Annotated in this window: 18 protein-coding genes; 2 read left to right on the forward strand and 16 right to left on the reverse strand. The window is 38.1% G+C overall.

What is annotated here, in order from left to right:
* Positions 1 to 304 precede the first annotated feature (304 nt).
* Together QZR90_RS07780 and nadE are read left to right on the forward strand one after the other, a co-directional pair.
* Positions 305 to 1,516, forward strand: coding sequence for an MFS transporter (locus QZR90_RS07780; protein ID WP_295790493.1), 1,212 nt, complete (start codon positions 305 to 307; stop codon positions 1,514 to 1,516).
* 55 nt (positions 1,517 to 1,571) lie between these two features.
* On the forward strand, positions 1,572 to 3,647 hold the full coding sequence (gene nadE / locus QZR90_RS07785) for an NAD(+) synthase (protein WP_295790495.1): 2,076 nt from the start codon (positions 1,572 to 1,574) through the stop codon (positions 3,645 to 3,647).
* A gap of 155 nt (positions 3,648 to 3,802) precedes the next feature.
* Here nadE and QZR90_RS07790 read toward each other — a convergent pair whose 3' ends face one another.
* The 16 genes from QZR90_RS07790 to pcrA all read right to left on the reverse strand — a co-directional run bounded on the left by QZR90_RS07790 (position 3,803) and on the right by pcrA (position 24,645).
* Positions 3,803 to 4,561, reverse strand: coding sequence for a DeoR/GlpR family DNA-binding transcription regulator (locus QZR90_RS07790; protein WP_295790497.1), 759 nt, complete (start codon positions 4,559 to 4,561; stop codon positions 3,803 to 3,805).
* A 145-nt stretch (positions 4,562 to 4,706) separates the two neighbouring features.
* Positions 4,707 to 5,687, reverse strand: a complete 981-nt coding sequence (locus tag QZR90_RS07795; protein ID WP_295790499.1) for an aldo/keto reductase — start codon at positions 5,685 to 5,687, stop codon at positions 4,707 to 4,709.
* 22 nt (positions 5,688 to 5,709) lie between these two features.
* Positions 5,710 to 6,651: a carbohydrate kinase family protein gene (locus tag QZR90_RS07800; RefSeq protein ID WP_295790501.1), complete on the reverse strand. Its 942-nt coding sequence runs from the start codon at positions 6,649 to 6,651 to the stop codon at positions 5,710 to 5,712.
* Positions 6,648 to 7,490, reverse strand: a complete 843-nt coding sequence (locus QZR90_RS07805; RefSeq protein ID WP_295790503.1) for a ketose-bisphosphate aldolase — start codon at positions 7,488 to 7,490, stop codon at positions 6,648 to 6,650. Before QZR90_RS07805 ends, QZR90_RS07800 begins: the two co-directional genes overlap by 4 nt.
* A gap of 137 nt (positions 7,491 to 7,627) precedes the next feature.
* Entirely contained in the window at positions 7,628 to 8,671 is a 1,044-nt protein-coding gene (locus QZR90_RS07810) for an NAD(P)-dependent alcohol dehydrogenase (RefSeq protein ID WP_295790505.1), read from the reverse strand.
* Positions 8,672 to 8,872: 201 nt separating this feature from the next.
* Positions 8,873 to 10,237, reverse strand: coding sequence for an MFS transporter (locus QZR90_RS07815; RefSeq protein ID WP_295790506.1), 1,365 nt, complete (start codon positions 10,235 to 10,237; stop codon positions 8,873 to 8,875).
* 26 nt (positions 10,238 to 10,263) lie between these two features.
* Positions 10,264 to 11,346: a zinc-binding dehydrogenase gene (locus QZR90_RS07820; RefSeq protein WP_295790508.1), complete on the reverse strand. Its 1,083-nt coding sequence runs from the start codon at positions 11,344 to 11,346 to the stop codon at positions 10,264 to 10,266.
* A gap of 161 nt (positions 11,347 to 11,507) precedes the next feature.
* Complete coding sequence (locus tag QZR90_RS07825; RefSeq protein WP_295790510.1) at positions 11,508 to 12,884, reverse strand: MFS transporter; 1,377 nt, start codon at positions 12,882 to 12,884, stop codon at positions 11,508 to 11,510.
* A 460-nt stretch (positions 12,885 to 13,344) separates the two neighbouring features.
* Entirely contained in the window at positions 13,345 to 14,190 is an 846-nt protein-coding gene (locus tag QZR90_RS07830; RefSeq protein ID WP_295790512.1) for an HAD family hydrolase, read from the reverse strand.
* A gap of 99 nt (positions 14,191 to 14,289) precedes the next feature.
* On the reverse strand, positions 14,290 to 16,146 hold the full coding sequence (locus tag QZR90_RS07835; RefSeq protein ID WP_295790514.1) for a subtype B tannase: 1,857 nt from the start codon (positions 16,144 to 16,146) through the stop codon (positions 14,290 to 14,292).
* Between the two features lie 262 nt (positions 16,147 to 16,408).
* Positions 16,409 to 16,753 carry a DUF4229 domain-containing protein gene (locus QZR90_RS07840; RefSeq protein ID WP_295790516.1) on the reverse strand — a complete coding sequence of 115 codons (345 nt, stop codon included), beginning with the start codon at positions 16,751 to 16,753 and terminating at the stop codon, positions 16,409 to 16,411.
* Between the two features lie 154 nt (positions 16,754 to 16,907).
* On the reverse strand, positions 16,908 to 18,350 hold the full coding sequence (gene gatB / locus QZR90_RS07845) for an Asp-tRNA(Asn)/Glu-tRNA(Gln) amidotransferase subunit GatB (RefSeq protein ID WP_295790518.1): 1,443 nt from the start codon (positions 18,348 to 18,350) through the stop codon (positions 16,908 to 16,910).
* On the reverse strand, positions 18,347 to 19,804 hold the full coding sequence (gatA, locus tag QZR90_RS07850) for an Asp-tRNA(Asn)/Glu-tRNA(Gln) amidotransferase subunit GatA (RefSeq protein ID WP_295790521.1): 1,458 nt from the start codon (positions 19,802 to 19,804) through the stop codon (positions 18,347 to 18,349). The genes gatB and gatA overlap by 4 nt, the downstream gene beginning before the upstream one ends.
* An 11-nt stretch (positions 19,805 to 19,815) precedes the next feature.
* The gene (gene gatC, locus QZR90_RS07855) at positions 19,816 to 20,106 is read right to left on the reverse strand and encodes an Asp-tRNA(Asn)/Glu-tRNA(Gln) amidotransferase subunit GatC (RefSeq protein ID WP_295790525.1); all 291 of its coding nucleotides are present in this window, start codon (positions 20,104 to 20,106) and stop codon (positions 19,816 to 19,818) included.
* 255 nt (positions 20,107 to 20,361) lie between these two features.
* On the reverse strand, positions 20,362 to 22,395 hold the full coding sequence (gene ligA, locus QZR90_RS07860; protein WP_295790527.1) for an NAD-dependent DNA ligase LigA: 2,034 nt from the start codon (positions 22,393 to 22,395) through the stop codon (positions 20,362 to 20,364).
* A 57-nt stretch (positions 22,396 to 22,452) separates the two neighbouring features.
* Positions 22,453 to 24,645: a DNA helicase PcrA gene (gene pcrA, locus QZR90_RS07865; RefSeq protein ID WP_295790531.1), complete on the reverse strand. Its 2,193-nt coding sequence runs from the start codon at positions 24,643 to 24,645 to the stop codon at positions 22,453 to 22,455.
* Between the last annotated feature and the right edge of the window lie 116 nt (positions 24,646 to 24,761).

The raw sequence follows: 24,761 nt of genomic DNA on the forward strand, positions 1-24,761 counted from the left end.
TCTAACTTCTAACTTCTAACTTCTAACTTCTAACTTCTAACTTCTAACTTCTAACTTCTAACAATTATTATACAGAAGAACTCACGAGCTGGTCAAAACGCCTAAATTACTGTAGTCCCTCTACTTATATTAGTGTTGCCTGTCTCCAGTTTTCAAAAATGTATTATATATTGTGGACTATATTGCAGATATTATTGTAAAATTCCCTATTCATATTTGTAAAATCTGTTACAATAAAATTATGTTATTATACAAATAATAAACTAAGTACTTTTCTTTATAAATACTAATCCTGGAGGTCTCTATGGATACTAATATAATGCAAGAGCCAATAACACAACCTAGTGTAAAACGAAGTTCAGAGTATTTTCCTGCCATTTGTCACATGGTCAATGACACGGCGCAAGGCTCACTCCCTGCTTTACTGCCCTTATTTATTTCTACTTATAATTTAACTTATGAACAAGCCGCCATTATTATATTCTGTAATACAGCCTTTGCTTCAGTAGCGCAACCATTCTTTGGATATTTAGCCGATAAACGCACCTTTTGGCAAAGTATTCCCCTTGGCATCTTAATTTGCGGCCTCAGCATTACCTCTCTAGGCTTTGTAAATAGCTATGAAGCCTTATTAATTTGTTCCCTCATTGCAGGCTTTGGATCCGCCTTATTCCATCCAGAAGCAGCACGCTGGGTAAATGCCCTTTCAGGAGCCAACAAAGGTAAAGTTATGGGGTATTTTTCAGTAGGTGGCCAAGCAGGCTTTGCTATAGGGCCTATATTAGGTAGTACGGCGTACATTTGGGGCCCTAAGAGCCTAATTATTTTCACAATTATGGCCTTAGTTCTCTGTGGTATCTACTTATATACAAAACCGTATAAACTAGTAAAAGAGCGTCAACATGCAGCTGCTAAAACACGCATTGGTTCTGCGCAAAACGACTGGAAAAGTTTCAATATTCTTTTCGTTATCATAGCGGCTCGCTCCATTGTGTTCTCCGTATTAAATACATTCATTCCTATTTATTGGATAAGTCATCTTATGCAAAGCACCGCATCTGGTAACTTTGCTTTAAGCGCCTTCTTTGTAAGTGGCGTCATTGTCACTTTATTAGGTGGCACCTTGGCGGATCGCATCGGCTATGTTAAGGTCATTCGCTATTGTTACATCAGCTTAGTGCCCCTTATGTTAGCCTTTACGCTTAGCGATTCCTACTGGCTATCTATGGCTTTATTAATACCACTTAGCTTTGGCGTATTCTCTCAGTACAGTCCTATTGTTATTTTAGGGCAAGTGTATTTAAATAAAAATATTGGCTTTGCCTCTGGCATAACCTTAGGTCTTGGCATTACCTTAGGTGGTATTATTGCCCCTCTCATCGGTAAATTAGCCGATATTTACACCTTGCAAGACGCATGGCTTACCCTAAATCCTATTTGTTGGTTAGCCCTTATAGCAACCTTCTTTATTACGGATATTCCACGTGTAAAAGCTAAATTAACGCGCCAATCATAGGAATAGATTTTGTATTAACCCACTCATATACTATTACGAACTTTCAGGAGGTTGTATGATACGAATCGGCATGGGGCAAATTGAAATCGTCCCTGGTAATCCGCGCAAAAATCTCGAAACTATTTTAAACACTATCCAATATGCTAAAGCCTTGCGCATTGACGTACTAATACTTCCAGAGTTAGCCCTCAGCGGCTATTTAATTGGTGACCTTTGGGAGCAAAATGCCTTTGTTAACGAATGCCTCCAACTAGGTGAAGAGATTATCAACGCATCTGACTCCATGGCCATTATTTATGGCAATGTTGGCATTGATGAGTCAAATACCAATCCTGATGGACGGCGCCGTAAATTTAATGCCATTTACTGTGCACAACATAAGAAATTAGTCACTCCACATCATGGAAAGTTTCCATTCTTTATTAAAACTTTATCGCCTAATTATCGCTTCTTCAATGAGGCCCGCTATTTCACAGATTTACAGGCTCTAGCCTTTGAACAGCAAATTCCAGTTAAAGAATTATTGAGTGTATTAACCATAAAAGACGGCCATGGCAATGATTTTACTATAGCACCGCTACTCTGTGAGGATAGCTGGGATGACAATTATAGCATCTCACCAACTGCTTTATTAGAAGAAATAAGTATAAATCTAAATCAGCCAATTCAGGCCTATATAAATATTTCTGCCTCTCCATTTACACTAGGCAAAAATGAACGACGTCATCGACTCTTTACCAAACGTGCCAAAGAATTACATACACCTATCTTTTATATTAATTCCGTAGGTCTACAAAATAATGGCAAATCTCTATGTACGTTTGATGGTCAATCGACATTCTATGATGAAAAAGGACATATAAAAGAACAGCTACCTGCCTTTGAAGCAGCTATTAAAACCGTTATATTGCCTACGCAGTCGAATGAGTCTACTTCTGATACGCCTAGTGAATTACTTACAGCTACAGCTAATCAAGCACTTGCAGATACGACTAATCCATCGCTTGCAGATATGACTAATCAATCAATTGCAGACAAGTCTAAGGAATTACTTGCCAAATCACCTTCTACAGGCCTCTTGAAATCCCGAAATACAACTTCATCTACCTCAGAGCAGCAAGATACAAGTGCCGAAATTTTCAAAGCCCTACACTATGGCATTAGCACATTCTTAAGCCAAACAGGTATTAAAAAGGTTGTCATTGGCGTATCAGGGGGCATTGATTCAGCTCTTAATGCCGCATTATATGCTCACATCCTAGGGCCTCATAATGTATATTTAGTTAATATGCCATCACGCTTCAATTCCTCTATGACCAAAGACTTAGCCCATGACTTAGCTCATAATTTAGGCTGCCCTTATGCAATATGCCCTGTAGAAGATAGCTTAACACTAACTACTACACAATTAAGTGAGCTCACCTTTACAAGTGCAGACAAAGAGGAACGCTTAACAATATCAGATTTTGTAAAGGAAAATATTCAAGCCCGTGATCGTTCATCACGCATATTAGCAGGCATTGCCGCTGCTGTAGGGGGTGCGTTTACTTGCAATGGTAATAAAACGGAGTTCTCCATTGGCTACGCCACCCTATATGGTGACCTAGCAGGATTTTTAGCAGCTACTGGCGACTTATGGAAACATCAAGTCTATGCGTTAGCTAATTACCTCAATCGTGAAGTATATAAACGCGAAGTCATCCCTCAAGGCTCCATAGATATTATCCCTAGTGCAGAACTATCAGACCAGCAAGATATAACCAAAGGTCAGGGCGACCCACTTCAGTATGAGTACCATGATCGATTGTTTCAAGCCTTTGTCGAACCTTGGAATCGTCTAACTCCAGAAGATATAATAAGAGCTTATATACACGGCCAGTTAGAAGAGTTACTAAGTCTTCCACAATCTATTTCTCATTATTTTAATACGCCTCAGCAGTTCGTAGATGATTTAGAACGCTGGTGGAATTTACATAGCGGCATGGCTGTAGCTAAGCGCATTCAAAGCCCTCCGATTATAGTCATAAGTCGCCGTGCCTTTGGCAATGACTTACAAGAGTCACAGCTAAAACCTTATTACACAAGTGCGTACTATCAACTCAAAGAAAAATTATTAAATCCGATAAAATAGATATCATTACATCGCTCATATCACTATTTTATTGATAAGTTAGAATATAAAAAGCTGAAACAAACGGACTATACCGTTGTTTCAGCTTTTATTTTAGTTTTTTTAATTCAGTTTATAGTTACTCTAAATTAGCTGCCTATTTTGAAACCATATCATTAATAAATAATCGTAATATTATTAGCCTCAAAAAAACGCATCCACTCATCACTAGGACGTTGGTTTGTAACCAATACATCAATATGAGTAAAATCAGCTAGTTTCAAAAAGGCAGGTTTATCAAATTTGCTATGGTCTAACAACATGACAACTTGTTCAGCCTGTTCCAACATAGCTAGCTTAGTAATTGCCTCAAACTCATTAGAATCTAAAGCGCCCCGTTCTTTATCTAAACCAGCACAACTTATGAGTAAGGTATCAAATGTATAATTGTGAATCGTCTGCGTTGCTACAATCCCTTGTAAGGACATAGTTTGAGGATTAAAAATACCGCCAGTAGACATGATGGTCATTTTAGAATCCATTAATTCACGAAGAGCTTCTGTTGAGTTTGTTAATACAGTCAAATCTTGACGCTCTTTTAATAATTTTAACACTTCCAATACTGTTGTACTGGAATCAGCTGCTATACTTTGTTTATTTTCAAGCAAAGGCAATACCTTTAATGCAATGGCCCTCTTTTCATCCGCATAGCTTGCCATACGTTTGTAAAAATGATTGGACTCTACAGCTGGTGCTTTACTCAGTACGGCCCCTCCATAAGTTCTCGTAACATGACCTTCATCTGCTAATTTGTTTAAATCTCTACGAATTGTTTCTTCTGTGACTCCGAAGCGCTCACTTAACTCTGTTACCGTGGCACTCTTTTCGTCTTGAAGAATTTCCATAATTCGCTCTATCCGATCTTTACCACGCATGAAGCGCCCCTCCTTCAAGTCATATAAAATCCGTTGTTCCCTTGAACAACGGACTTTATAAGGTCGTCCTAAAGCTATTATATCAATAGCAACTAGGCATATCAACCTAATATAACAATTCTATTTATATTAGCTGAAATATTTTTTATTTATCCGCTGCAATAGCCAACTCACGCATTAAATCTGCATCTTCTTTAGATAGCTTAACTTGTAATGCTTTTGCATTTTCTTCGAGTTGAGGTACTGTATTAGCACCATTTAAAATTGTAATAAAGTCAGCCTGTGATAAAATCCAAGCTAAAGCAAGTGTTGGTATAGTGCACTTATACTTTTCACATAATGGCTTCCACGCATCCATCATATCCATAGCCTTTTGCATCTTATCAGGTTGGAACCATTTTTTATTGCACTGTGCCCCCACCGGTTTATAATCTCTTGGGAATGTGCCAGACAATAAACCTTGCTCTAATGGAGAGTATGCTTGTAAGGTAATTCCATACTCTTTACATACAGGGAATAAATCTTCTTCAATCGCTCTGTCTAATACGCTATATTTACCTTGAACAATATCAAGTTCTCCATATTTTAAGTATTCTTTGATTTGTTCTGGAGAAATATTAGCAGCCCCAATAGCTTTAATCTTACCAGCAGCTTTTAACTCATTTAAAGCTTCCATAGTTTCAGAAATTGGTGTGAAATATGGTTCAACTGATTGCCAATGTGTCATATATACATCGATATAATCTAATTGAAGGCGTTCTAAACTTTGTTCAATTTCTTCCTTAATCGATTCCTTAGATAGGTTTTTATATAATTGGATGTCGCCAACCTTGTTGAATAAACTACCTTCTTTATCCCATACTATGCCACATTTGGTAATTAGAATAATATCTTCTCGTTTCATGCCCTGCATTGCTTCACCCACAATGCGTTCACTTTCGCCAAAGTTATAGCCAGGTGCAGTATCAATTAAATTAATACCTAAAGGTAAAATTCCTTGAATTGTATCGATACACTCTTGGCGATCTTTATCTCCACCCCATGCTGGGCCACCACCAATTGACCATGTGCCTAGACCCATACGAGATACATATAAATCTGAAGCACCCAACTTAATCTTATCCATGTGTTGCCTCCCTATAGTTATATTATGAATTATATAATTTATATAACTCCTCTACCTGTTCTCTATTTTGTACGCCTGTAGTAGCTCCTAAGCTTTGTACTGATACTGCAGCAGTAGCATTGGCGAATCTAGCACACTCTTGAATAGATTTTCCATCTAGAAGTGCTGTAATAAATCCAGAAGCAAAGTTATCCCCTGCTCCAGTAGTATCAATGGCTTTGATTCCCTTAATAGCTGGAATCGATTCAGCCACGCCAGAGCCTTTTATAAAGCAGCCCTCTCTACCGGTTTTTAATACTACATATTTAACCCCGCAAGCAAGGAATGTATCTGCAATATCTTCTGCTGTACTCTTACCTGTTAATAACTTAGCTTCTTCAAAATTAGGGAATATATAATCTACAAAGCTTAAGCAGCCTTTAATATCGTCTAATGTTTCACCTAATCTTGGTTTAATCATGTCAGCGCAGATAATAAGATTTTCTGCCTTTGCTTTTGCAAATATAATTTCTAAGCTTTTACCATCAAGTAAAGGTGAATTAAAAATACTTGCTAAGGACAGTATTTTGGCTTCTCCAAAGCGACTCATATCAATATGATCAATACAAGTCTTCCATAAGCTACCATTTCGATTTGTAACAAAAGTGCGCTCTCCATCATCCGCTACCAGACCAATATTAATAGATGTATTAATTTGGCTATCGCAAAGTAAAGATTGTGTATCAATTCCTTCTTTTTCACAAGATTCACGAATAAATGTACCTGCTGGATCTTGCCCAACAAGGCCCATAAGGGCTACTTTTTTACCTAATCGAGAAATTATAGTCGATTCATTAAGTGCATCCCCACCTAAGGTCATGCCAATAGAATCTAAGGGATACGAATCAGCATCAAATATATTTTTGTCTACAGGTCGTAATAATATATCTACAATGGCACCACCTGCACAAATAACATCAATCATGCTTCATCAGCCTTTCCATCAGTACCAAATAACTTAATTTTTTCCATAGCACGTTGTTTTACAGCTTGACGAACAGCACGTTCTAATTCTAAGAAGGTATTTTCTGTATTCTCACGAATAGCATCCATTGCAGCTTGACATAATTCGGTATGAATATTTACTTTTGTAATACCTAATGAAATAGCTTTGCGCACATCTTCATCACTAATACCGGACGCACCATGAAGTACTAATGGAATATCAACAGCATCACGAACTCGTTTCAATACATCAAAGTTAATTTGAGGATCAGATGTATATACACCATGCTGATTCCCGATAGCAACAGCTAATGAGTCACAACCTGTGCGTTCAACAAATTCCGCTGCTTCATCTGGATTTGTGTACATGTAGGAAGCTAAAGCTTCTTCATATACGGTTTCATTACCTACATGACCAAGCTCAGCCTCTACAGGGACACCACGCATATGGAAGTAATCAACTACTTCTTTAGTCAATTTAATATTGGTTTCTAAATCATATGCAGAAGCATCACGCATAATGGAGTTCATACCATGATTATACGCATTTTGTACAATCTCCATACTTCTACCATGATCCCAATGTGTAATTACTGGCACAGTCGCTTTTTTAGCCATGGATACCATCATATGAGAAAAATCTTCAAATGATGTATTACCCACAAAACCTGTACCGAAGGAAATAATAATTGGTGCGCGCAATTCTTCGGCTGCATCAATAACCCCCATCAACATCTCTGCATTCCATACATTAAAATGTGGAATTGCATATTTTCCTTCTAACGCTTTTTCTTCCCAGTATTTAAGATTTGCTAACATAATCTCGTCTCCTAACTATTTTAACCATATCCGATGTTTTTAAATTCATTATCAAATTGTCCTTTAGTTTTCATCGCCCTCTACAAAGCTAAAGTGTTCGAGGATATAAAGGGATGCTCCATAGATAGCAAGTCTAACTAATCTTCAATTTTAATAACAGCTTTAATAATTTCGGCTTTTAAATTTACTGAATCTTCAAAGGCTTTTTGTGTATCTTTAAAATCATACACATGTGTTACCATTGACTTCACATCAAAGGTGCCTGACTCAATAGCATCAATAGTCACTGGGTAACGATTAGCATAGCGGAATACCGTCTGAATTGAAACTTCACGGTTTATTTTTAAGAAGTTAATTGGAGTATCGCCTTGAATTGTACCAACAATCATAATCTTACCGCCACGCATTACAATGAGAGGTGCTTGACTTGCTGTAATAGCTGATCCTGCAGTTTCAAATACAATATCAGCTCCCAGTTCGCCTAAAATCTCATGTGTACGCGCTACAGTATCTTCGGCTTTACCATTAATCACTTCCATTGCGCCCAATTTTTTAGCATATTGTAAGCGTTTTTCTAAAACGTCAACAACCACAATCTGTGTAGCACCTAATGCTTTACATGCTTGTAAAGTCATTAAACCAATGCAACCTGCACCAAGAATAACAATTTTCATACCTGGTTTAACATCAGCCATCATAGCTGCATGGATACCTACTGAAGCAGGCTCAATAAGGGACCCTTCCATAGTACTCATCGTATCAGGTAATTTATATGTATATGCTTCAGGATGCACTAAGTAATTAGTTAAAGCGCCACGATAATTTGGCTGAGTTGCCATAAAATCTACGTCTGGACAAATGTTGTAATGACCTTCACGACAGAAACGACATTGACCACATGGAACACCTGGCTCTACAGCAACTCTATCGCCCACTTTTAACTGTTTTACGTCTGGACCAACTTTAACAATTGTACCTGCACATTCATGACCTAAACCAATTTCTTGATTAGGATTTTTTGGTGGAATAAATGGACCAGATTCAAACCCATGTACGTCAGAGCCACATAAACCTACATATTCAATTTTAATCAATACTTCATCGCCTTTTGGCTCAGGAATATTTGCTTCTTTGAAAATCATTGTGCCTGGAGTTTTTAAAATTGCCTTTGTATTTTTCATAGCCACAGCCTCTTTTCTTACTACTCAATTAGCTTGCTTTCTACCTATAAATCGTATTTCTATAGCAGGCTAACTCTATTTAAATTCTTTAAAATTAAGCCGGTACTAAAAGTGGTCCTAACATATTGTCATCTTTGTATTGGCCACTTTCAGTACTCAACTTATTACCATTAGAACAAGGCCTTTCATGTTCTAAATAGTTTATTTTGCTACACTAATTTGTTCTACGGAAGCGCCTCGACTTTCAATACCTAAGAAGGCAATTGATAGAGCAACCACAATCGATACACCACTTAAGAACATAAATACACCAGTAACTCCCATGGAGTCTAGTAATGTAGCTACAACATAAGGAGCAATAATGCCACTCACTCGCCCTACTGCATTGGCTAAACCAGAACCTCTGAGCTTAGCTTCTGTAGGCCAAATTTCTGGAACATATACTGCTGATGCATAACATACAAACATGTACACGAAAATGATGAGGAAGAAACCCATAATGCTGATCATCATCATGCTTGTTTGTAAGGAGTATACATAACCTAATATAGCAATAACTACTAGTAATCCTACGCCCATTACTTTACGAGGTAATTTATCCATGATGAACATGGCTATAAAAATACCTGTCGGAGCGCCAAACATACTCATAGTATTTAAAACAATGGAATCTTTTAAATTAATTCCCTGCGCCATAAATAAGGTTGGTAACCAGTTAATCAAAGTATACTGAACAACATTCATTGCAATTAATACCATAGAGCCAAGGATAACACGCTTTAATAATGCTCCTTTAAATAAAGCACTATATGGTAAATGATGCTGCTCTACTGCAACTGTATTTGAAACTGCTTCAAGTTTTTTCCCCGTTGCGGCTTCCACTTTGCGCTCAATATCAGACATAATCGCTTCTGCCTCTTCATAGCGCCCTTTAGACTCTAACCAACGTGGTGATTCAGGGAATTTCTTGTAAGCAATTACAGTTGCAATTAAAGATAAAATGGAAGGAATAACAAATTGAACGCGCCAATTCATTTCTGGAGATACAACAAGCACAATCCCCATGGCAATTAACGAACATATTGGATAAGACCAGTTGCCTATAAATGATACTCTACTTGACCAAGTACCTCGATTTCTCGCTGGCATATATTCTGTAAAACCAGCGAACAATGTTACTAATAAAGCCCCTAAGCCTACACCCATTACAAAACGACAAACGATTAAAAATGTCATATTAGGAGATAAAGCACCGGCAATCATCGAAATAATATGGATTGCTTCAAATAGTATGAAACCATTTCGACGGCCAATTTTATCACCAATAATACCACCTACTAAAGCACCTAAAAACATACCTGCTGTAGTTAATGCTACGAACATGGCACTAATACTATTATTAGTCCACCCCAATGCTTTTAATTGTGCTAATACAAGGCCCCCTATGGCATTACTCCAACAAACTAATAATCCAAAGGCAACCATCCCAAACATCGACCAATGCCAACTACTATCTGGCAGTCGATCAAGTCGTGCTCCGCAATTCGGTCTCTTTTGTTCTGTCATAATTTGTATCCTTTATTTATAAATTATTATTTATCATCAAAATCGTAATGCATGATAACTTTGATAGCTTCTTTGTCCGCCATAGCTTCGAAGCCTTTTTCCCACTCAGACAAGCCAAGGCGATGTGTAATCATTGGTTGTACCTTAATTTTTCCATCAGCTAATAAGCGCATTGCATTTCTCCAAGATGTTGCATCGTATGCCATATGACCAATAATGCTAATATTCCACTCTGTAATCGCATTGATAGAGAAATCAAGGGGTTTGAAACCCATACCAACACGTACAATTTCGCCATTAGAACGTACCATTTCGATAGCTTGTTTTAATGCAATATTGGCACCAGAACATTCTACAACTAGGCTAATATTATCACGTCCACCACTAATTTCATGGCAACGAGCTACTACATCTTCTTTAGATGCATTAATGCAGTGAGTAGCACCTAATTCTTTCGCTACACCAAAGCGAACTTTTACGTCTTCTTCAAGACCTACCATGATAATATTAACAGCACCCATTAAACGAGCAATCTGTACTGAGAATAAACCAAGAGGACCTGTACCAAATACAACGCAGTCTTGACCTGGCATAAAGTGAGATTGTTGTACGATGGATTTATATGCATTACAAATTGGATCCATTACACAAGCTTCTTCGTATTTTACATTCTCAGGAATTTCCCAAATTGCATGAGGATGGATACGGAGGATTTCACCTGGAATCTTGCAATATTTTGTAAAGCCACCGCCCCAACGGTTATTATCTAAGCCAAGGTTAACTTTGCTGCGGCAAGTTAAGAAGTCTGCACTATCACAAGATGGGCAAACACCACAAACATGACCACTATTGTCGGATACAATTCGTTGACCAACTTTCCAATGTTTTACTTGTTCGCCAACTTTTACAATTTCACCAGCAAATTCATGTCCACGAATAGAGTTAAATTCATCAGAACCGTTTTCTACACGGAAGTGCTTCATATCAGCACCACAGATAGCCGCTGCTTTTACCTCTATAATAATGTCTTCAGGACCACATGTTGGTTCTGGAACATCAATTAAACGATAACCACCAAAACTTTTACCATATCTTGCTAATGCTTTCATAATTGCCAACTCCTTTGACTAATTAAACAGTTGAAACATGTATGTACTATGCAAATCCATCATGTATATTAATTTCATTTACATAATCATAACCATATATGACCTACTAAACGTATGTCATATACCTAGTTGTTAAGATAAAGTCCTTCAAATTTAACTAACTAGGATTTATTTAACACAGCATACTCATTCACCTCTTCCAATGATTTACCGCGACTTTCAACGCCTAAGAAATATATAATGGCTGCACAAACCAGTAAAAATCCTGTTAATACGTGAAATACGCTATCCGTTCCATAGTCTGTAATTAGATACGCTACTACATACGGAGAAATTACAGCGCTAAAACGTCCTACTGCATTTGAAAATCCCATACCACGCAAACGTATTTCTGTAGGGAATAATTCTGGTACATACACCGAACATACGAAACAAACAAAGAAGTAAATTAATATTGTCATAACAAAGCCACTTGTCATAATGAGTATATCTTCTCGTTGTGCTGAGTAGATATAGCACATGACTGAGATGAGAAACAGCAAAGTGACTGCTACATATTTTCTAGCAAATCGATCCGCTAAATATGCGGATATAATAACACCTACTGGTGCACCTAACATCATAAGAGCAACCATACCAACAGACTTTGTAACACTAATACCTTGATGAACAAATATAGTTGGTAACCAGTTGATTATGGTGTAAATCAAGGTGTTCATTGCCACCAAACAAACTGAAGCAATAATATTTCGCCGTAAGACTTCACCTTTAAATAAATCGAGCCATCCGAATGTATTTTTTGCTACTGGTTCTTTAGCAAACACATGATCATTTGTGTAAGGATCTAACTTAATTCCTTTTTCCGCTTCAATCTCTTTTTCAATTGATTCTAAAATAGTATCCGCTTGTAAGCGATGACCTTTACTTTCATGCCATCGTGGTGATTCTGGCATATGTTGTCTTGGAAACCATACTAACAGTGCCAGCAGACCACCTGTGAAAAACATAACACGCCAGCCAAAAGCTGGAATAATGAGATAACATAAGAGCATTCCTACAGGTGCTGCCATATTACCTATGAGAGATAAATAGGATGACCATCTCCCCCGAACTTTGGCAGGAACCATTTCAGCAAACATCCCAAAACCTACTATGATTTCTGCGCCTAAGCCTATCCCCATAACAAAGCGACAAGCTATAAGAAAATACATATTAGGAGAAAAAGCACCAATTAAACCAGCAATACCAAAGATTAATAAATTTAATTGGTAGGCAAATTTTCGGCCAAATCTATCACCAATATAGCCTGTTAATAAGCTACCACAAAATAAACCCAACATAGTAAATGATATAAAAGCTGCATTCAAGTAATTAGTCGACCAGCCCATCTGAATTAATTCAGATAACACAGCACCGCCCATGTAATTGTCTATACCATCTACAAATAGTCCTGCACCGATTACCACCAACATACGATAATGCCATCTAGATATTGGTAATCTATCTAGCCTTTCTCCGGCCGTAAGCTTTCGTTCCAAACCAACCACCCCTCCTATGCATTTATATCATCCTTACTATTCATTAATTGTATTTTACAACATCTTTACATAAATTACAATACTTTTATTTTTACTTCAGTAAATATTTTTTTGTTTCAAAAACTATAATCCATAATTTAAACAAAATTTATTTTAAACATAAAAAAATAGCTACTATAATTTAAGTGAATGTTTCACTCAAAAAATAGTAGCTATAATCGCTATAAAATGCACTCTTTAATTTATTTAAATTGCTTCAAATAGTAAATAGTAGTAAGCAGTACAAAACATAATAAATCTTATAACTCTTACCAACAAAGCCAAAATATCCGTTTCAAACATTTTATATTTCCGTTTCATACATTTTACAATATATTGGCATCCTGATGAAATTTTATTTACTTTTATTTACTTTTATTTATTTGTACTAAACTCATTTTAAAACACCAACTTAATCTCATCACTTAGACACAAACTTCTCCAAGCTTCTCATAGCCTCCACAGCAGCCATTTTATCTAAAATAGCCTTTACAATGATATCTATTTCACTATGCTCTGAGTAGTCAGCCTTGCTGATAAAATTAACTCGATTGTCTTTAACTAGATTTTTAACTGTGTCTTTTCCTTTTTCTGGATTATACACAGCAATGGATTGTCCACCATTCACCTTAACTAGCTTCATACAAGGCACATCCGTAATGCCATCGCCAATGTACACCATGTTACGGAATGGTATACGTCGCTCCTCAGATGGGGTATAACGATTTAGTTCCGCATCACTATTTGGGGTAAGATCAAGCACACCCTTATTTATACGGAACAAAAATTGCGTCTTACCTGTATAGTTAACGGCCACTTTAGGCCAAGCAACTAAATCATTATAATCATACATAAATTCACAGGCATAAATCTTCTTGAATTCTTCCTTAATAGGCGTCCCTTCAATAATTTCTTTTACCCCAGAAGATACAATATAATGTTCTAGCTGCAAACCTAGTGAATCAGCATATTCATTCATACGCTTAAACCAGGTCAACACGCCTGGAAAAAACTCAATGGCCTTACCTAAATCATTAAACTTCTCTTTAGTAATGCGAATCTCTCGCTTCCGGCAAGTATCCACCATCGTGTACATATAGGCTAAAATGCCATCCATTTCCTGTTCTGCTGCTAACGAATTGGCCTTATTCCAAAACTCTGAGGGCTCCATTCCTAAATCTGAAATAAAGCCATATTCCTGCATATCCTTTGTGCAAAGCGTCTTATCAAAATCATACATCAATGCCACTACCGGTTTATTATCCATAAAAACCTCACTGTTATTGTATTAAACATCATAAAATATACTACTTATAACAGTACAAAAAGTTTTTCTAAAAAGCAAGCATATAAAATCCATAATAATTCAAACAATGCGATCGATCCAGTCAAAAAGTTCCTCTAAATCATAATCACCAGCATGCCCAATGCCCCACGGTAGCGCAAAATCTACATTATATCCATAATTTTGCAATCTTGTTGCAACGATGAGAGGCACAGCCATAGATGTATTATTGTCATGTTCCCCATAGCGAATACGCCAATAGTTGGCTGTGTTTTGATTATAGTTTACGCCATCTAAATGCAATGGACTAATATAATTTAAAGGATTCATCATTTTAATAGTTTGAAAATCTGCAATCGATGTGCCATCTCCTTGAATAGAAGCAATGGCAGTAAAATGTTGATTGTCTATTGTAGTAGTACCAAACAAATTATTTTCACCCGATGAATTATCACGAGCATCAAAAGCCCCTGGTGCCTTCATGCGACCTACAGATGCGTTGTATTTTGCCCAATCAACATCTACTATTTTACTGCTATCCTGAGAATCATATATTAAATAGTTTACATCACTAATATCAGTTCCTGTTAATTTAGCTTTATAAGCACTGTCTATAATGTAAGACTTAGCATAGGTCATAAAGGTACCAGTTCCATCAGCTTCTAAAGTTAAAGGCGTTCCCTCTTTTGATTGTAATTGTAAACTGTTTATATATTGGGGGAAATTATCTTTTAACACTTTACTATAAGCAATAGCGTCTGGCTTTAGTATAATACTTTTATTCTTATCAGCTTTAGGTGCCATCATCTCTGGTAATTTTGAATTAGGTGAAGCAGTTTGTTCCTCCCCACCAAAAGCACCACCATTTCCTAAAGTTGGATCTGGCGGCTCTTGTTGTCCAGGCATGCCACCCATACCAGCATAAGAATTTATACCATTATAAGACCATTCATAAGCCATATCTGCATGGTCTAAATCAGTTATTGGGCAATAAGCCGATACAGCATAAATTGATGTATCATAAGATGCCACACCTAACTCTGATAAATACGAATTATAGTCCAATGAATTGCCACTAGCACCTAGCAATAAGGACACAGCACCGCCTGCACTCGTGCCATTGGAAATAATTTTATTTGCATCTCCTGGCATTTCATCATCATTACTGTGTAAATACGCAACAGCTGCTTTTAAGTCAACTATAACAGCTGGGGCCTTCCCAATATAAGTACCGTCAGCTGATTCATTAGAGCGACCTCTTGTAGCTGGCGCTGCTACTACAAGCCCTTTAGATAGAGCCATTAATACGGCATTAGGGTTCCCCTCTCTATCTACAGCTGGTTTACTTGCTTGACTTGGACGATACCCACCTACCGAATTAGGAAAGAATATAGGTGCCGTATCCTTCGTATACTTTCCTTGGCTAGCATTTTCATAATAAGCTTCTGGAATATAGATATTCATATATTGATAGCCTACATCTACAGGCTTAGCTACATACGGAATATTTTCATACGCTCTATACGAAATAGTTTCCCCATTTACCGTAGATGTTCGAAGCTCATATGCTTCAGAATTAAAAACTAAAGAGTATACTTCGGTGCCCGCCTTAACATTAGCACTAGTGATCTGAAATTTTTTATTATTAGAAACCTTAGCATTATCAATCTTAGTATTAGAATCTATACCACCAGAAACCTTGGCATCAGAATTCACAGTATCAGAATGTACAATATTAGAAAACTTATCAGTAGAAATTGTATCTGCTGCCTGCACCTGCCCAAAGGATCCCACAGTTACCAAAATTCCTAGTGCCCCTAAACAAGCTACAAGCTTCCAATCTCTATACCAAATACTATTTTTCTGCCCATTGTCAACACGACTTAACTTAGACAACAAAGGTGTCCCTTTTAATAGAAAGTTTTTTCCTAACATCATTCAAGCCTCCTTAAAACCATCATTATGGAAGCAGTATAGCACTATATAGTAGCAATACAGCAAGAAAACGCTCTAAACTCTCCCCTTTTACCTTAAACACTTATTTACATATACTCTATGTAAAATATCCTTCAATTGCTTTTATACTTCATATAAGAAAAAGCCCCTTGTTTACAGAATCATACTAAATTTGGCAAAGCAAAATTAAAATTATGATTTGTAAACAAGAGGCTTCCCTTTTATATTTGATTCTCTTAGGCAATTAAAAGAATATTTTTTTAATAAGCCCTAAAATAAGTGCAGCCACTGCAAGTACGGCAGCACCTAGCATAAACATGCCACCAAAGAAGACAACTACCACTAAAATAGCCGCTACAACAGCACCTAAAATCAATTTTCCTTTCCAACCTAAGGAGGTAAAGGAATAAACTTTAACGCGAGGAATGCTCTCCCCTTGCTGATAGTAATACTGTTTCTCTTCTTTTATATCATGTTCAGTCTGCTCACGACCGTCTTCGTCAATGGTAATCCCATCAAAGGATTGGCGTTCTTCTTCAGACAATACTTTTGTCTCTGTTTTTTCGTACGAATTTTGTTCTTCACGCATTAACATCGCTCCTCTTCATACGCAACAAAAATATAAAAAATCTCAATACAATGTCAATCTTCTGACGGCCAGAACAACTTACTAAATACTTATGTACTTATGAACTTACTAGCTAGCCTTAGATGAATCGTTTACTAAATACAGCAAACTGAAATTATGCATTTAAATGTTTCTGCAATAATTCATTTACAACGCCAGGATTAGCGCGGCCTTTACTTTGTTTCATAACTTGGCCTACTAAGAACCCAATGGCTTTGCCCTTGCCACTCTTGAAATCTTCTACAGATTTAGGATTATCCGCAATAACCTGCTTTACGATTTCTTCAATAGCACCTGTATCAGTAATTTGAACTAAGCCTTGTTCCTCTACGATAGTAGCTGCATCTTTGCCAGTTTCCCACATGGAAACAATAACCTTCTTCGCAATTTTACCGGAAATAGTTCCTTTATCAATTAATGCAATCATACCAGCTAATTGTTCTGGTTTAATCTGCGCTTCTGCAAAAGTAATATTAGCATCATTTACAAGTTTAGCCATATCACCAAGCATCCAGTTAGCTGCAGTTTTAGCATCAGCACCAGCTTTTACAGTGGCATCTAAATAGTCTGCTGTTTCACGAGCTGTTGTTAAAATGCGGCTATCTTCATGAGACAAACCATAGTCGCTTTGGAAACGAGCTTGTTTAGTATCTGGAAGCTCAGGCAATTCCTTGCACGCTGCTTCAATTTGTTCATCTGTAATTACAATTGGCACCAAGTCTGGCTCTGGGAAATAGCGATAGTCATTTTCTTTTTCTTTCTTACGCATAGAAAGTGTTATGCCCTTGCTATCATCCCAGGTGCGCGTTTCTTGCACAATTTCGCCACCGTCTTCAATTGTTTCTGCTTGGCGAAGCGCTTCGTATTCAATCCCTTTTTGAAGAGCTGTTAAGGAGTTCATATTTTTAATTTCAGTTTTGGTACCTAATTTTTCTTCGCCCATTAAGCGTACAGAAATATTAGCATCACAACGAAGGCTACCTTCTTCCATGCGCACATCAGATACATCTAAGTATTTAATGATAGAGCGAAGTTTCTCTACATACGCACGCGCTTCTTCACCAGAGCGAAGATCTGGCTCAGATACGATTTCAAGAAGAGGTACACCGGTACGGTTATAGTCTACATTTGAGGAATCCGAAGTGCTAATCGTACTGCCGCTATGAACTAATTTACCAGCATCTTCTTCCATGTGAATACGGGTAATGCGAATACGGCGTGTTTCACCATTCACTTCAATATCTAAATAACCATTTAAGCAAATTGGCAAATCATATTGAGAGGTCTGCCAGTTCTTAGGTAAATCTGGATAATAGTAGTTTTTGCGGTCAAATTTATTAAAATGTAAAATTTCACAATTAAGAGCTAAACCAACGCGGATAGCATATTCCACTACTTTTTTATTAAGCACTGGAAGTACCCCTGGTAAGCCTAAGCAAACTGGGCATACATGGGTATTTTGATTGCCACCAAATTCAGTGGTACAGCCACAAAAAATCTTAGATTTAGTCTTCAGTTCCGTATGGACTTCAAGCCCTACGACTGTTTCATATTTCATAGTGTTACCTCCCCAATTGGTGCTATTTTATTGCATTCTGGACACGCTTGTTCAAACGTATAGGCTGTGCGAAGCAATACTTCTTCTCCCATGGCAGGAGCTAACAATTGAAGTCCAATCGGCATTCCATTGCTTGCAAAACCAGCTGGAATGGAAATGCCAGGAATCCCCGCTAAGTTAACAGGGGTTGTACAAATATCTTCCATGTACATGGACAATGGATCATTAATTTTTTCACCAAATTTAAATGCTGTATTTGGTGCTGTAGGTGTTAGAAGTACATCTACTTTTTCAAATGCCGCATCAAATTCATTTTTAATTAAACGACGCGCTTTTAAGGCTTTTAAATAATATGCATCATAATAGCCAGAGCTCAATACATAAGTACCAAGCAAGATACGACGTTGTACTTCAGGGCCAAAGCCTTGCGTACGAGTCTTAGTCGACATTTCCACTAAATTATCAGCTGGCACGCGAAGACCATAGCTTACGCCATCATAACGAGCTAAGTTGGAGCTAGCTTCCGCTAAGGCAATAATATAATACGCAGATAAAGCGTATTTAGCCGTTGGAAGGCTAACTTCTACAATTTCAGCACCTAACTCTTCATATTTTTTAGCTGCTTTTTGAATAGCTTCACGAACTTCGCTATTGATCCCTTCCCCAAAGAATTCTTTAGGAAGGCCAATTTTTAAACCTTTTACATCGCTTACTAAAGCTTTAGTGTAATCAGGACGATCCCCTGGAATGGATGTGGAATCTCTGAAATCATGACCGGAAATAGCATTTAACACAATCGCCGCATCGGTTACATCGCGCGTAACAGGTCCAATTTGGTCTAAAGAAGAAGCGAAGGCGATTAAGCCAAAACGAGATACATTACCATACGTTGGTTTTAAACCAACTACGCCACAATAAGCGCCTGGCTGACGAATAGATCCGCCTGTATCAGAGCCTAAAGCCCATACAGCACTACCAGCTGATACAGAAGCTGCACTACCGCCGGAAGAGCCACCTGGTACATAGTCAGCATTCCATGGATTAGTAGTTTTAGCTAGAGCAGAGTTTTCTGTAGAACCACCCATAGCAAATTCATCCATGTTAAGCTTACCAAGGCTTACTAAATCTAAGGCTTGTAAACGTTCTACAACCGTTGCATTATATGGTGGCACGAAGTTTTCAAGCATTTTAGACGCACAAGTCGCCTTTTGGTCTTTAATACAAATATTATCTTTAATTGCCCCTGGAATACCGGCTAATGGAGAAATCACTTCTCCAGCAGCAATTTTAGCATCCACTGCAGCTGCTACCTTTAAGGCCTCTTCGTGAGAATCGGATAAGTATGCCTTAACGATAGGCTCAGTTTTAGCTTTTTGAGCAATAATAGCATTCGTTAACTCTACAGCAGATACTTCTTTTGCTATAAGTTTTTTATGTAATTCATGAATGGTCACTGTTGTTCCTCCTATTCCTGTACTACGCGAGGCACTGTAAAGTAACCATCTGTTTCTTCTGGTGCATTTTGCATAGCAAGAGCATGATCGAGTGAAGGTTTTACTTCATCTTCACGGAATACATTTTGAAGTGGTACCGCATGAGCCATTGGCTCCACCCCTTCAAGATTAAGTTCTTCCAATTCAGTCACATAGGAAAGTACATCATTTAACGCTTTTTCTACTTGCTCCATATGTGCTTCGTCTACTTCTAGACGAGATAAAAGAGCAATGTTTTTTATTTCATCCCGATTGATTTTCATCAGTACACATCCTTTCATTGTTACATTATACCAAATCGCCTAGAACAAGCCAAATATAAGAGTATTTCAATTCTCAATTCTCTTAATTAACTATATACAAATTATTTTTAAAAGTACACAAACGGTGTTGCTCATATTGTACACACATCACTATATGGCACGCACATTAGTGCTTAATTGTTCGAATATTATTGCTTAATTATTCGCATATCATTGATTAATTGTACGCACATGCGAGCTCACACTGTATACACATTATTGCCAATCTTTAATGAGCTCTAAAAATTCCGCTTCATATACTATGCGTATGCCCAAGGATTCAGCTTTTGTTAGTTTACTACCAGCTTCTTCACCAGCGATGACCATGGTGGTCTTTTTGCTCACAGAACCGGTAATTTTAGCGCCATGACTGGCCAAGAGATCGCCTGCCTCTTTACGCCCCATACTAGCTAAAGTTCCTGTCAAGACAATGGTTTCCCCGGCTAATTCATCGCCTTGAGGCACTTCTATAGTCTCTTCCATAACGACCCCTAAGGCTCGCAACTCTTCGATGAGTTCACGATGATGTGGTTCTTTAAAATACTGTACTAAACTAGCAGCCATAGTAGGTCCAATTTCAGCAATATGAGTAAAGTCCTCTTCGGTAGTATTCATAAGTGCATCCATGGATGGGAATTGTTGCGCAATCGTCTGGCCGGCTTTAGCCCCTATAAGTCGAATTCCTAGCGCAAATAGCAAGCGCCCCAAGCCACGTGACTTTGATTCAGCAATGGCTTTCACTAAGTTCTGTGCCGATTTCTTGCCCATTCGCTCCATAGTAATGAGCTGGTCTTCTGTTAATTTATATAAATCAGCCACTGTACTTATGAGTTTATAGCGAATTAAGCTTTCCACAATGCTTGGACCAAGCCCTTCTATATTCATGGCATCACGCGAAGCAAAATGTATAATTTTTTCTTTTTCCACTGCCGGACAATGCGGATTGCTACAACGAACAGCGACCTCACCTTCACGGCGCACCGTTGGAGAATTACAAATTGGACACTGTGTAGGCATAGTAAATACCACTTCATTACCAGTTCGCTTTTCTGGAAACGCTTTAATTACCTCAGGAATGATTTCTGCTGCTTTGTGAATTAACACATGATCCCCAATGCGAATATCTTTGTCTTTGATAAAATCTCCATTATGCAAAGTCGCTCGTGCCACATTAGTGCCACTTACGAAAACTGGCTCAAGCTCAGCTGTAGGCGTTAACACCCCAGTGCGACCAATATTGATAGTAATATCATTGACTATAGTTTCTACTTCGTCTGGAGCATATTTATAGGCCGTCGCCCAACGAGGATCTTTTACAGTAGCACCTAATTGCTCCTGGTCTTCAAAGCTATTCACCTTAATTACCATACCATCTGTATCATAAGGCAAATTATGGCGCTCTTCATCCCAGTAAGCAATGCGCTCCACTACATCATCAATGGTATGGCACAAAGTATAATGAGGATTTACATGAAAATGATAGGATTCTAAGGCTTCTAATAATTCTTTTTGAGAGTGAATATTCGCCCCCTCTTCCATGCCAATCGCATAGGCAAAGAAGTCAAGATTACGACTTGCCGTCATAGCAGGATCCAATTGGCGTAAAGAGCCAGCCGCAGCATTGCGAGGATTTACGAAAGTAGCAATACCTGCTGCTTCGCGTTCCTCATTAATGCGTTGAAACTCTTTATGTGGCATATAGGCTTCACCGCGAATTTCAATATAAGGCGGCGCATTCTCGATATATAAAGGAACCGATTGAATGGTTCGCACATTGGCCGTCACATCTTCGCCTACTTTGCCATCACCACGAGTCACCGCTCTCGTAAACAAGCCATTTTCATAGTGAATATTAACCGCTAAGCCGTCAATTTTAAGTTCTACTACATACTCAGGTGTATGACCTAATTCCTTGCGCACACGTTCACCAAAAGCACGCACTTCATCTGCATTAAATACATTGCTAAGGCTAAGCATAGGGCGACCATGAATCACTTTTGGAAAATCCCCAGTCAATTTAGCCCCCACACGCTGCGTTGGTGAATAGGACGTAATATATTCAGGATGTGCCGTCTCTAGCTCCACCAGTTCACGATAGAGCTTGTCATACTCATAGTCTTCCATTTCTGGCGCATCTTTTACATAGTATAAATATCCACAATGAGCCAATAATTGTTGGAGCGCATGAGTTTTCTCCTCCACATTGGCAGCCTTGGAATATGCGTCTTTTAATTGATTTAATACTGTCATTATGTGTCTCCTAATTCATACTGGCTAACAAGCTTCTTGCTATATACATAGTATGACCTACACTTTTTCAATCGGTGCAAATTTTGCCATAATAATGCGCACGCCCTGTGTAGGGAAATTAATCTTAAGCTTCATACCAGAGCCACCGCCTTGCACCTCAAGAACAGTCCCTTCGCCCCACTTACTGTGATTAGCCGTATCGCCTACTTGCCAGTCTGCTACCACGGGATTGCGCACCACTGGTTTTGTAACAGGGCGCGATAAGACGGACATATGAGGTGGTACATGGCGCTTAATTTCATCTGGAATACGACGCTTAGCTCGCAATTCTTCAATGAATTCACTGGGAATCTCTTTTAAAAATCGCGAAGGCAAATAGCTATTTGTTCGCCCAAAAACTGTCCGCGTTGCAGCGTTTAGCATATATAATTCTTTTTCTGCCCTTGTTATACCTACATAACAAAGACGACGTTCTTCCTCAATTTCCTCAGGATTCATCAAGGTTCGGCTGTGTGGAAATAGCCCTTCCTCTAAACCAGCTAAGAATACGATTGGAAATTCCAAGCCCTTAGCGGAATGCAAGGTCATAAGAGTTACTTTCGAGTCAGCTTGTTCATAAGTATCTACATCATTGACTAAGGCCACTTGTTCTAAAAAGTCCTGTACCGTACCATTAGGATTTTCATCTAAAAATACTTTAGCTACCGATAATAATTCGCCAATATTTTCTACGCGCGCTTCATCTTGAGGATCTGTACTAGCTTCTAACTCTTTCAAATAGCCTGTTTGAGCTAAAATCTCCTCTAAGACCTGCAATACGGTAAGCTCTTCCATGCGCGATACTAAAGTAAAGATGAGAATACTAAATGCTTCTAGCTTTTCTCGTGTCTTTCCTTTTATAGTCGGAATCTGATCTAAAATAGTCAAAGTCATGAATAAGGAATTGCCCGTTTCTCTGGCAAATTCCTGTAATTTTGATACCGTCGTCGCCCCAATACTGCGCTTAGGCACATTGATGATGCGGATTAAACTTAAATCATCAAAAGGATTGAAGATAACTTTTAAATACGCCAGTACATCTTTAATTTCTTTGCGGTCATAGAACTTAGTGCCCCCTACCATAGTATAAGGTATGCCTCGTTTAATTAAACCTTCTTCTAGGGCACGGGACTGCGCATTAGTACGATATAAAATAGCCATATCACCATAAGGCACATCATGAGTCTCATGTTCTTTAGCAATGGTTTGACTAATAAAGGCCGCCTCTTCTTGTTCCGATTGAGCCGTAAAATGGCGAATTTTAGCACCTAAATCCTTATCAGTCCACAAATTCTTTTCTGGCCGCCCTTCATTGTTTTCAATTACAGCATTAGCCGCTTCCAGAATCGTTTTAGTGGAGCGATAGTTTTGTTCTAATTTAATAGTCTTACACTTAGGATAATCTTTCTCAAAGTCTAAAATATTTTGAATATCTGCACCACGCCAAGCATAAATACTTTGGTCAGCATCACCTACTACGCAAATATTTCCCCAATTAGACGCCAATAAATGCGCCAAGGTATATTGTGCATGGTTCGTATCTTGATACTCATCAATCATAATATAGCGGAAACGACGGCTATATTTCTCTAATATGGCCTCATTTGTTTGCAAGAGCTTCACCGCTACTAAGAGTAAATCATCAAAGTCTAAGGCATTGTTTTTACGAAGTTCACGCTCATAGTATTCGTATACATCGGCCACTTTTTGACTATAAAAATCTCGAGCTTGTAAGCGATAATCGTGGGCAAATAAAAGTCTATTTTTTGCATCAGAAATCTGACTCATCATCGCATTAACAGGATAATATTTATCATCAAGATTAAGTGCTTTTAAGGCCGCCTTAAGCACAACTTGAGAGTCACCTGTATCATAAATAGTAAAATTTTTGCTATAACCTAAAAAATTATCGAGCTCAAAGCGCAAAAATTTAGCACAAAAAGAATGGAATGTGCTTAGCCATATGCGATCTGCAAGAGAGCCTACAATATCTTCTACACGACTCTTCATTTCTTTGGCTGCCTTATTGGTAAAGGTGATTGCTAAAATCTCATAAGGATTCACACCTTGCTCTAATAGATAGGCAATGCGATATGTAAGTACGCGAGTTTTACCTGACCCAGCACCGGCCACGATAAGTAATGGCCCTTCAGTGGTCTTTACGGCTTCTTGCTGCTCACGATTTAAGCCTTCAAATAGTGCTTGACTCATAATCAACCTTTCTTTATTAAAACCCAAACAAGTAACATACATACAACGAACAAAAAACGTTGCTAGGAGCAACGTTTTTGTTATTATATACAACTAGCCATGCCGTCTTTGGCCAA

The sequence above is a fragment of the uncultured Veillonella sp. genome, assembly GCF_900545795.1.
Lineage (GTDB): Bacteria > Bacillota > Negativicutes > Veillonellales > Veillonellaceae > Veillonella_A.

Bases quoted from the DNA above. Each gene is read 5' to 3' on its own strand.
- QZR90_RS07810 (WP_295790505.1), bottom strand. From the start codon at position 8,671: ATGAAAAATACAAAGGCAATTTTAAAAACTCCAGGCACAATGATTTTC.
- QZR90_RS07820 (WP_295790508.1), bottom strand. From the start codon at position 11,346: ATGAAAGCATTAGCAAGATATGGTAAAAGTTTTGGTGGTTATCGTTTA.
- QZR90_RS07835 (WP_295790514.1), bottom strand. From the start codon at position 16,146: ATGATGTTAGGAAAAAACTTTCTATTAAAAGGGACACCTTTGTTGTCT.
- ligA (WP_295790527.1), bottom strand. From the start codon at position 22,395: ATGACAGTATTAAATCAATTAAAAGACGCATATTCCAAGGCTGCCAAT.
- QZR90_RS07815 (WP_295790506.1), bottom strand. From the start codon at position 10,237: ATGACAGAACAAAAGAGACCGAATTGCGGAGCACGACTTGATCGACTG.
- gatC (WP_295790525.1), bottom strand. From the start codon at position 20,106: ATGAAAATCAATCGGGATGAAATAAAAAACATTGCTCTTTTATCTCGT.
- QZR90_RS07805 (WP_295790503.1), bottom strand. From the start codon at position 7,490: ATGTTAGCAAATCTTAAATACTGGGAAGAAAAAGCGTTAGAAGGAAAA.
- QZR90_RS07780 (WP_295790493.1), top strand. From the start codon at position 305: ATGGATACTAATATAATGCAAGAGCCAATAACACAACCTAGTGTAAAA.
- QZR90_RS07795 (WP_295790499.1), bottom strand. From the start codon at position 5,687: ATGGATAAGATTAAGTTGGGTGCTTCAGATTTATATGTATCTCGTATG.
- nadE (WP_295790495.1), top strand. From the start codon at position 1,572: ATGATACGAATCGGCATGGGGCAAATTGAAATCGTCCCTGGTAATCCG.
- gatB (WP_295790518.1), bottom strand. From the start codon at position 18,350: ATGAAATATGAAACAGTCGTAGGGCTTGAAGTCCATACGGAACTGAAG.
- pcrA (WP_295790531.1), bottom strand. From the start codon at position 24,645: ATGAGTCAAGCACTATTTGAAGGCTTAAATCGTGAGCAGCAAGAAGCC.
- QZR90_RS07800 (WP_295790501.1), bottom strand. From the start codon at position 6,651: ATGATTGATGTTATTTGTGCAGGTGGTGCCATTGTAGATATATTATTA.
- QZR90_RS07790 (WP_295790497.1), bottom strand. From the start codon at position 4,561: ATGCGTGGTAAAGATCGGATAGAGCGAATTATGGAAATTCTTCAAGAC.
- QZR90_RS07830 (WP_295790512.1), bottom strand. From the start codon at position 14,190: ATGGATAATAAACCGGTAGTGGCATTGATGTATGATTTTGATAAGACG.
- QZR90_RS07840 (WP_295790516.1), bottom strand. From the start codon at position 16,753: ATGCGTGAAGAACAAAATTCGTACGAAAAAACAGAGACAAAAGTATTG.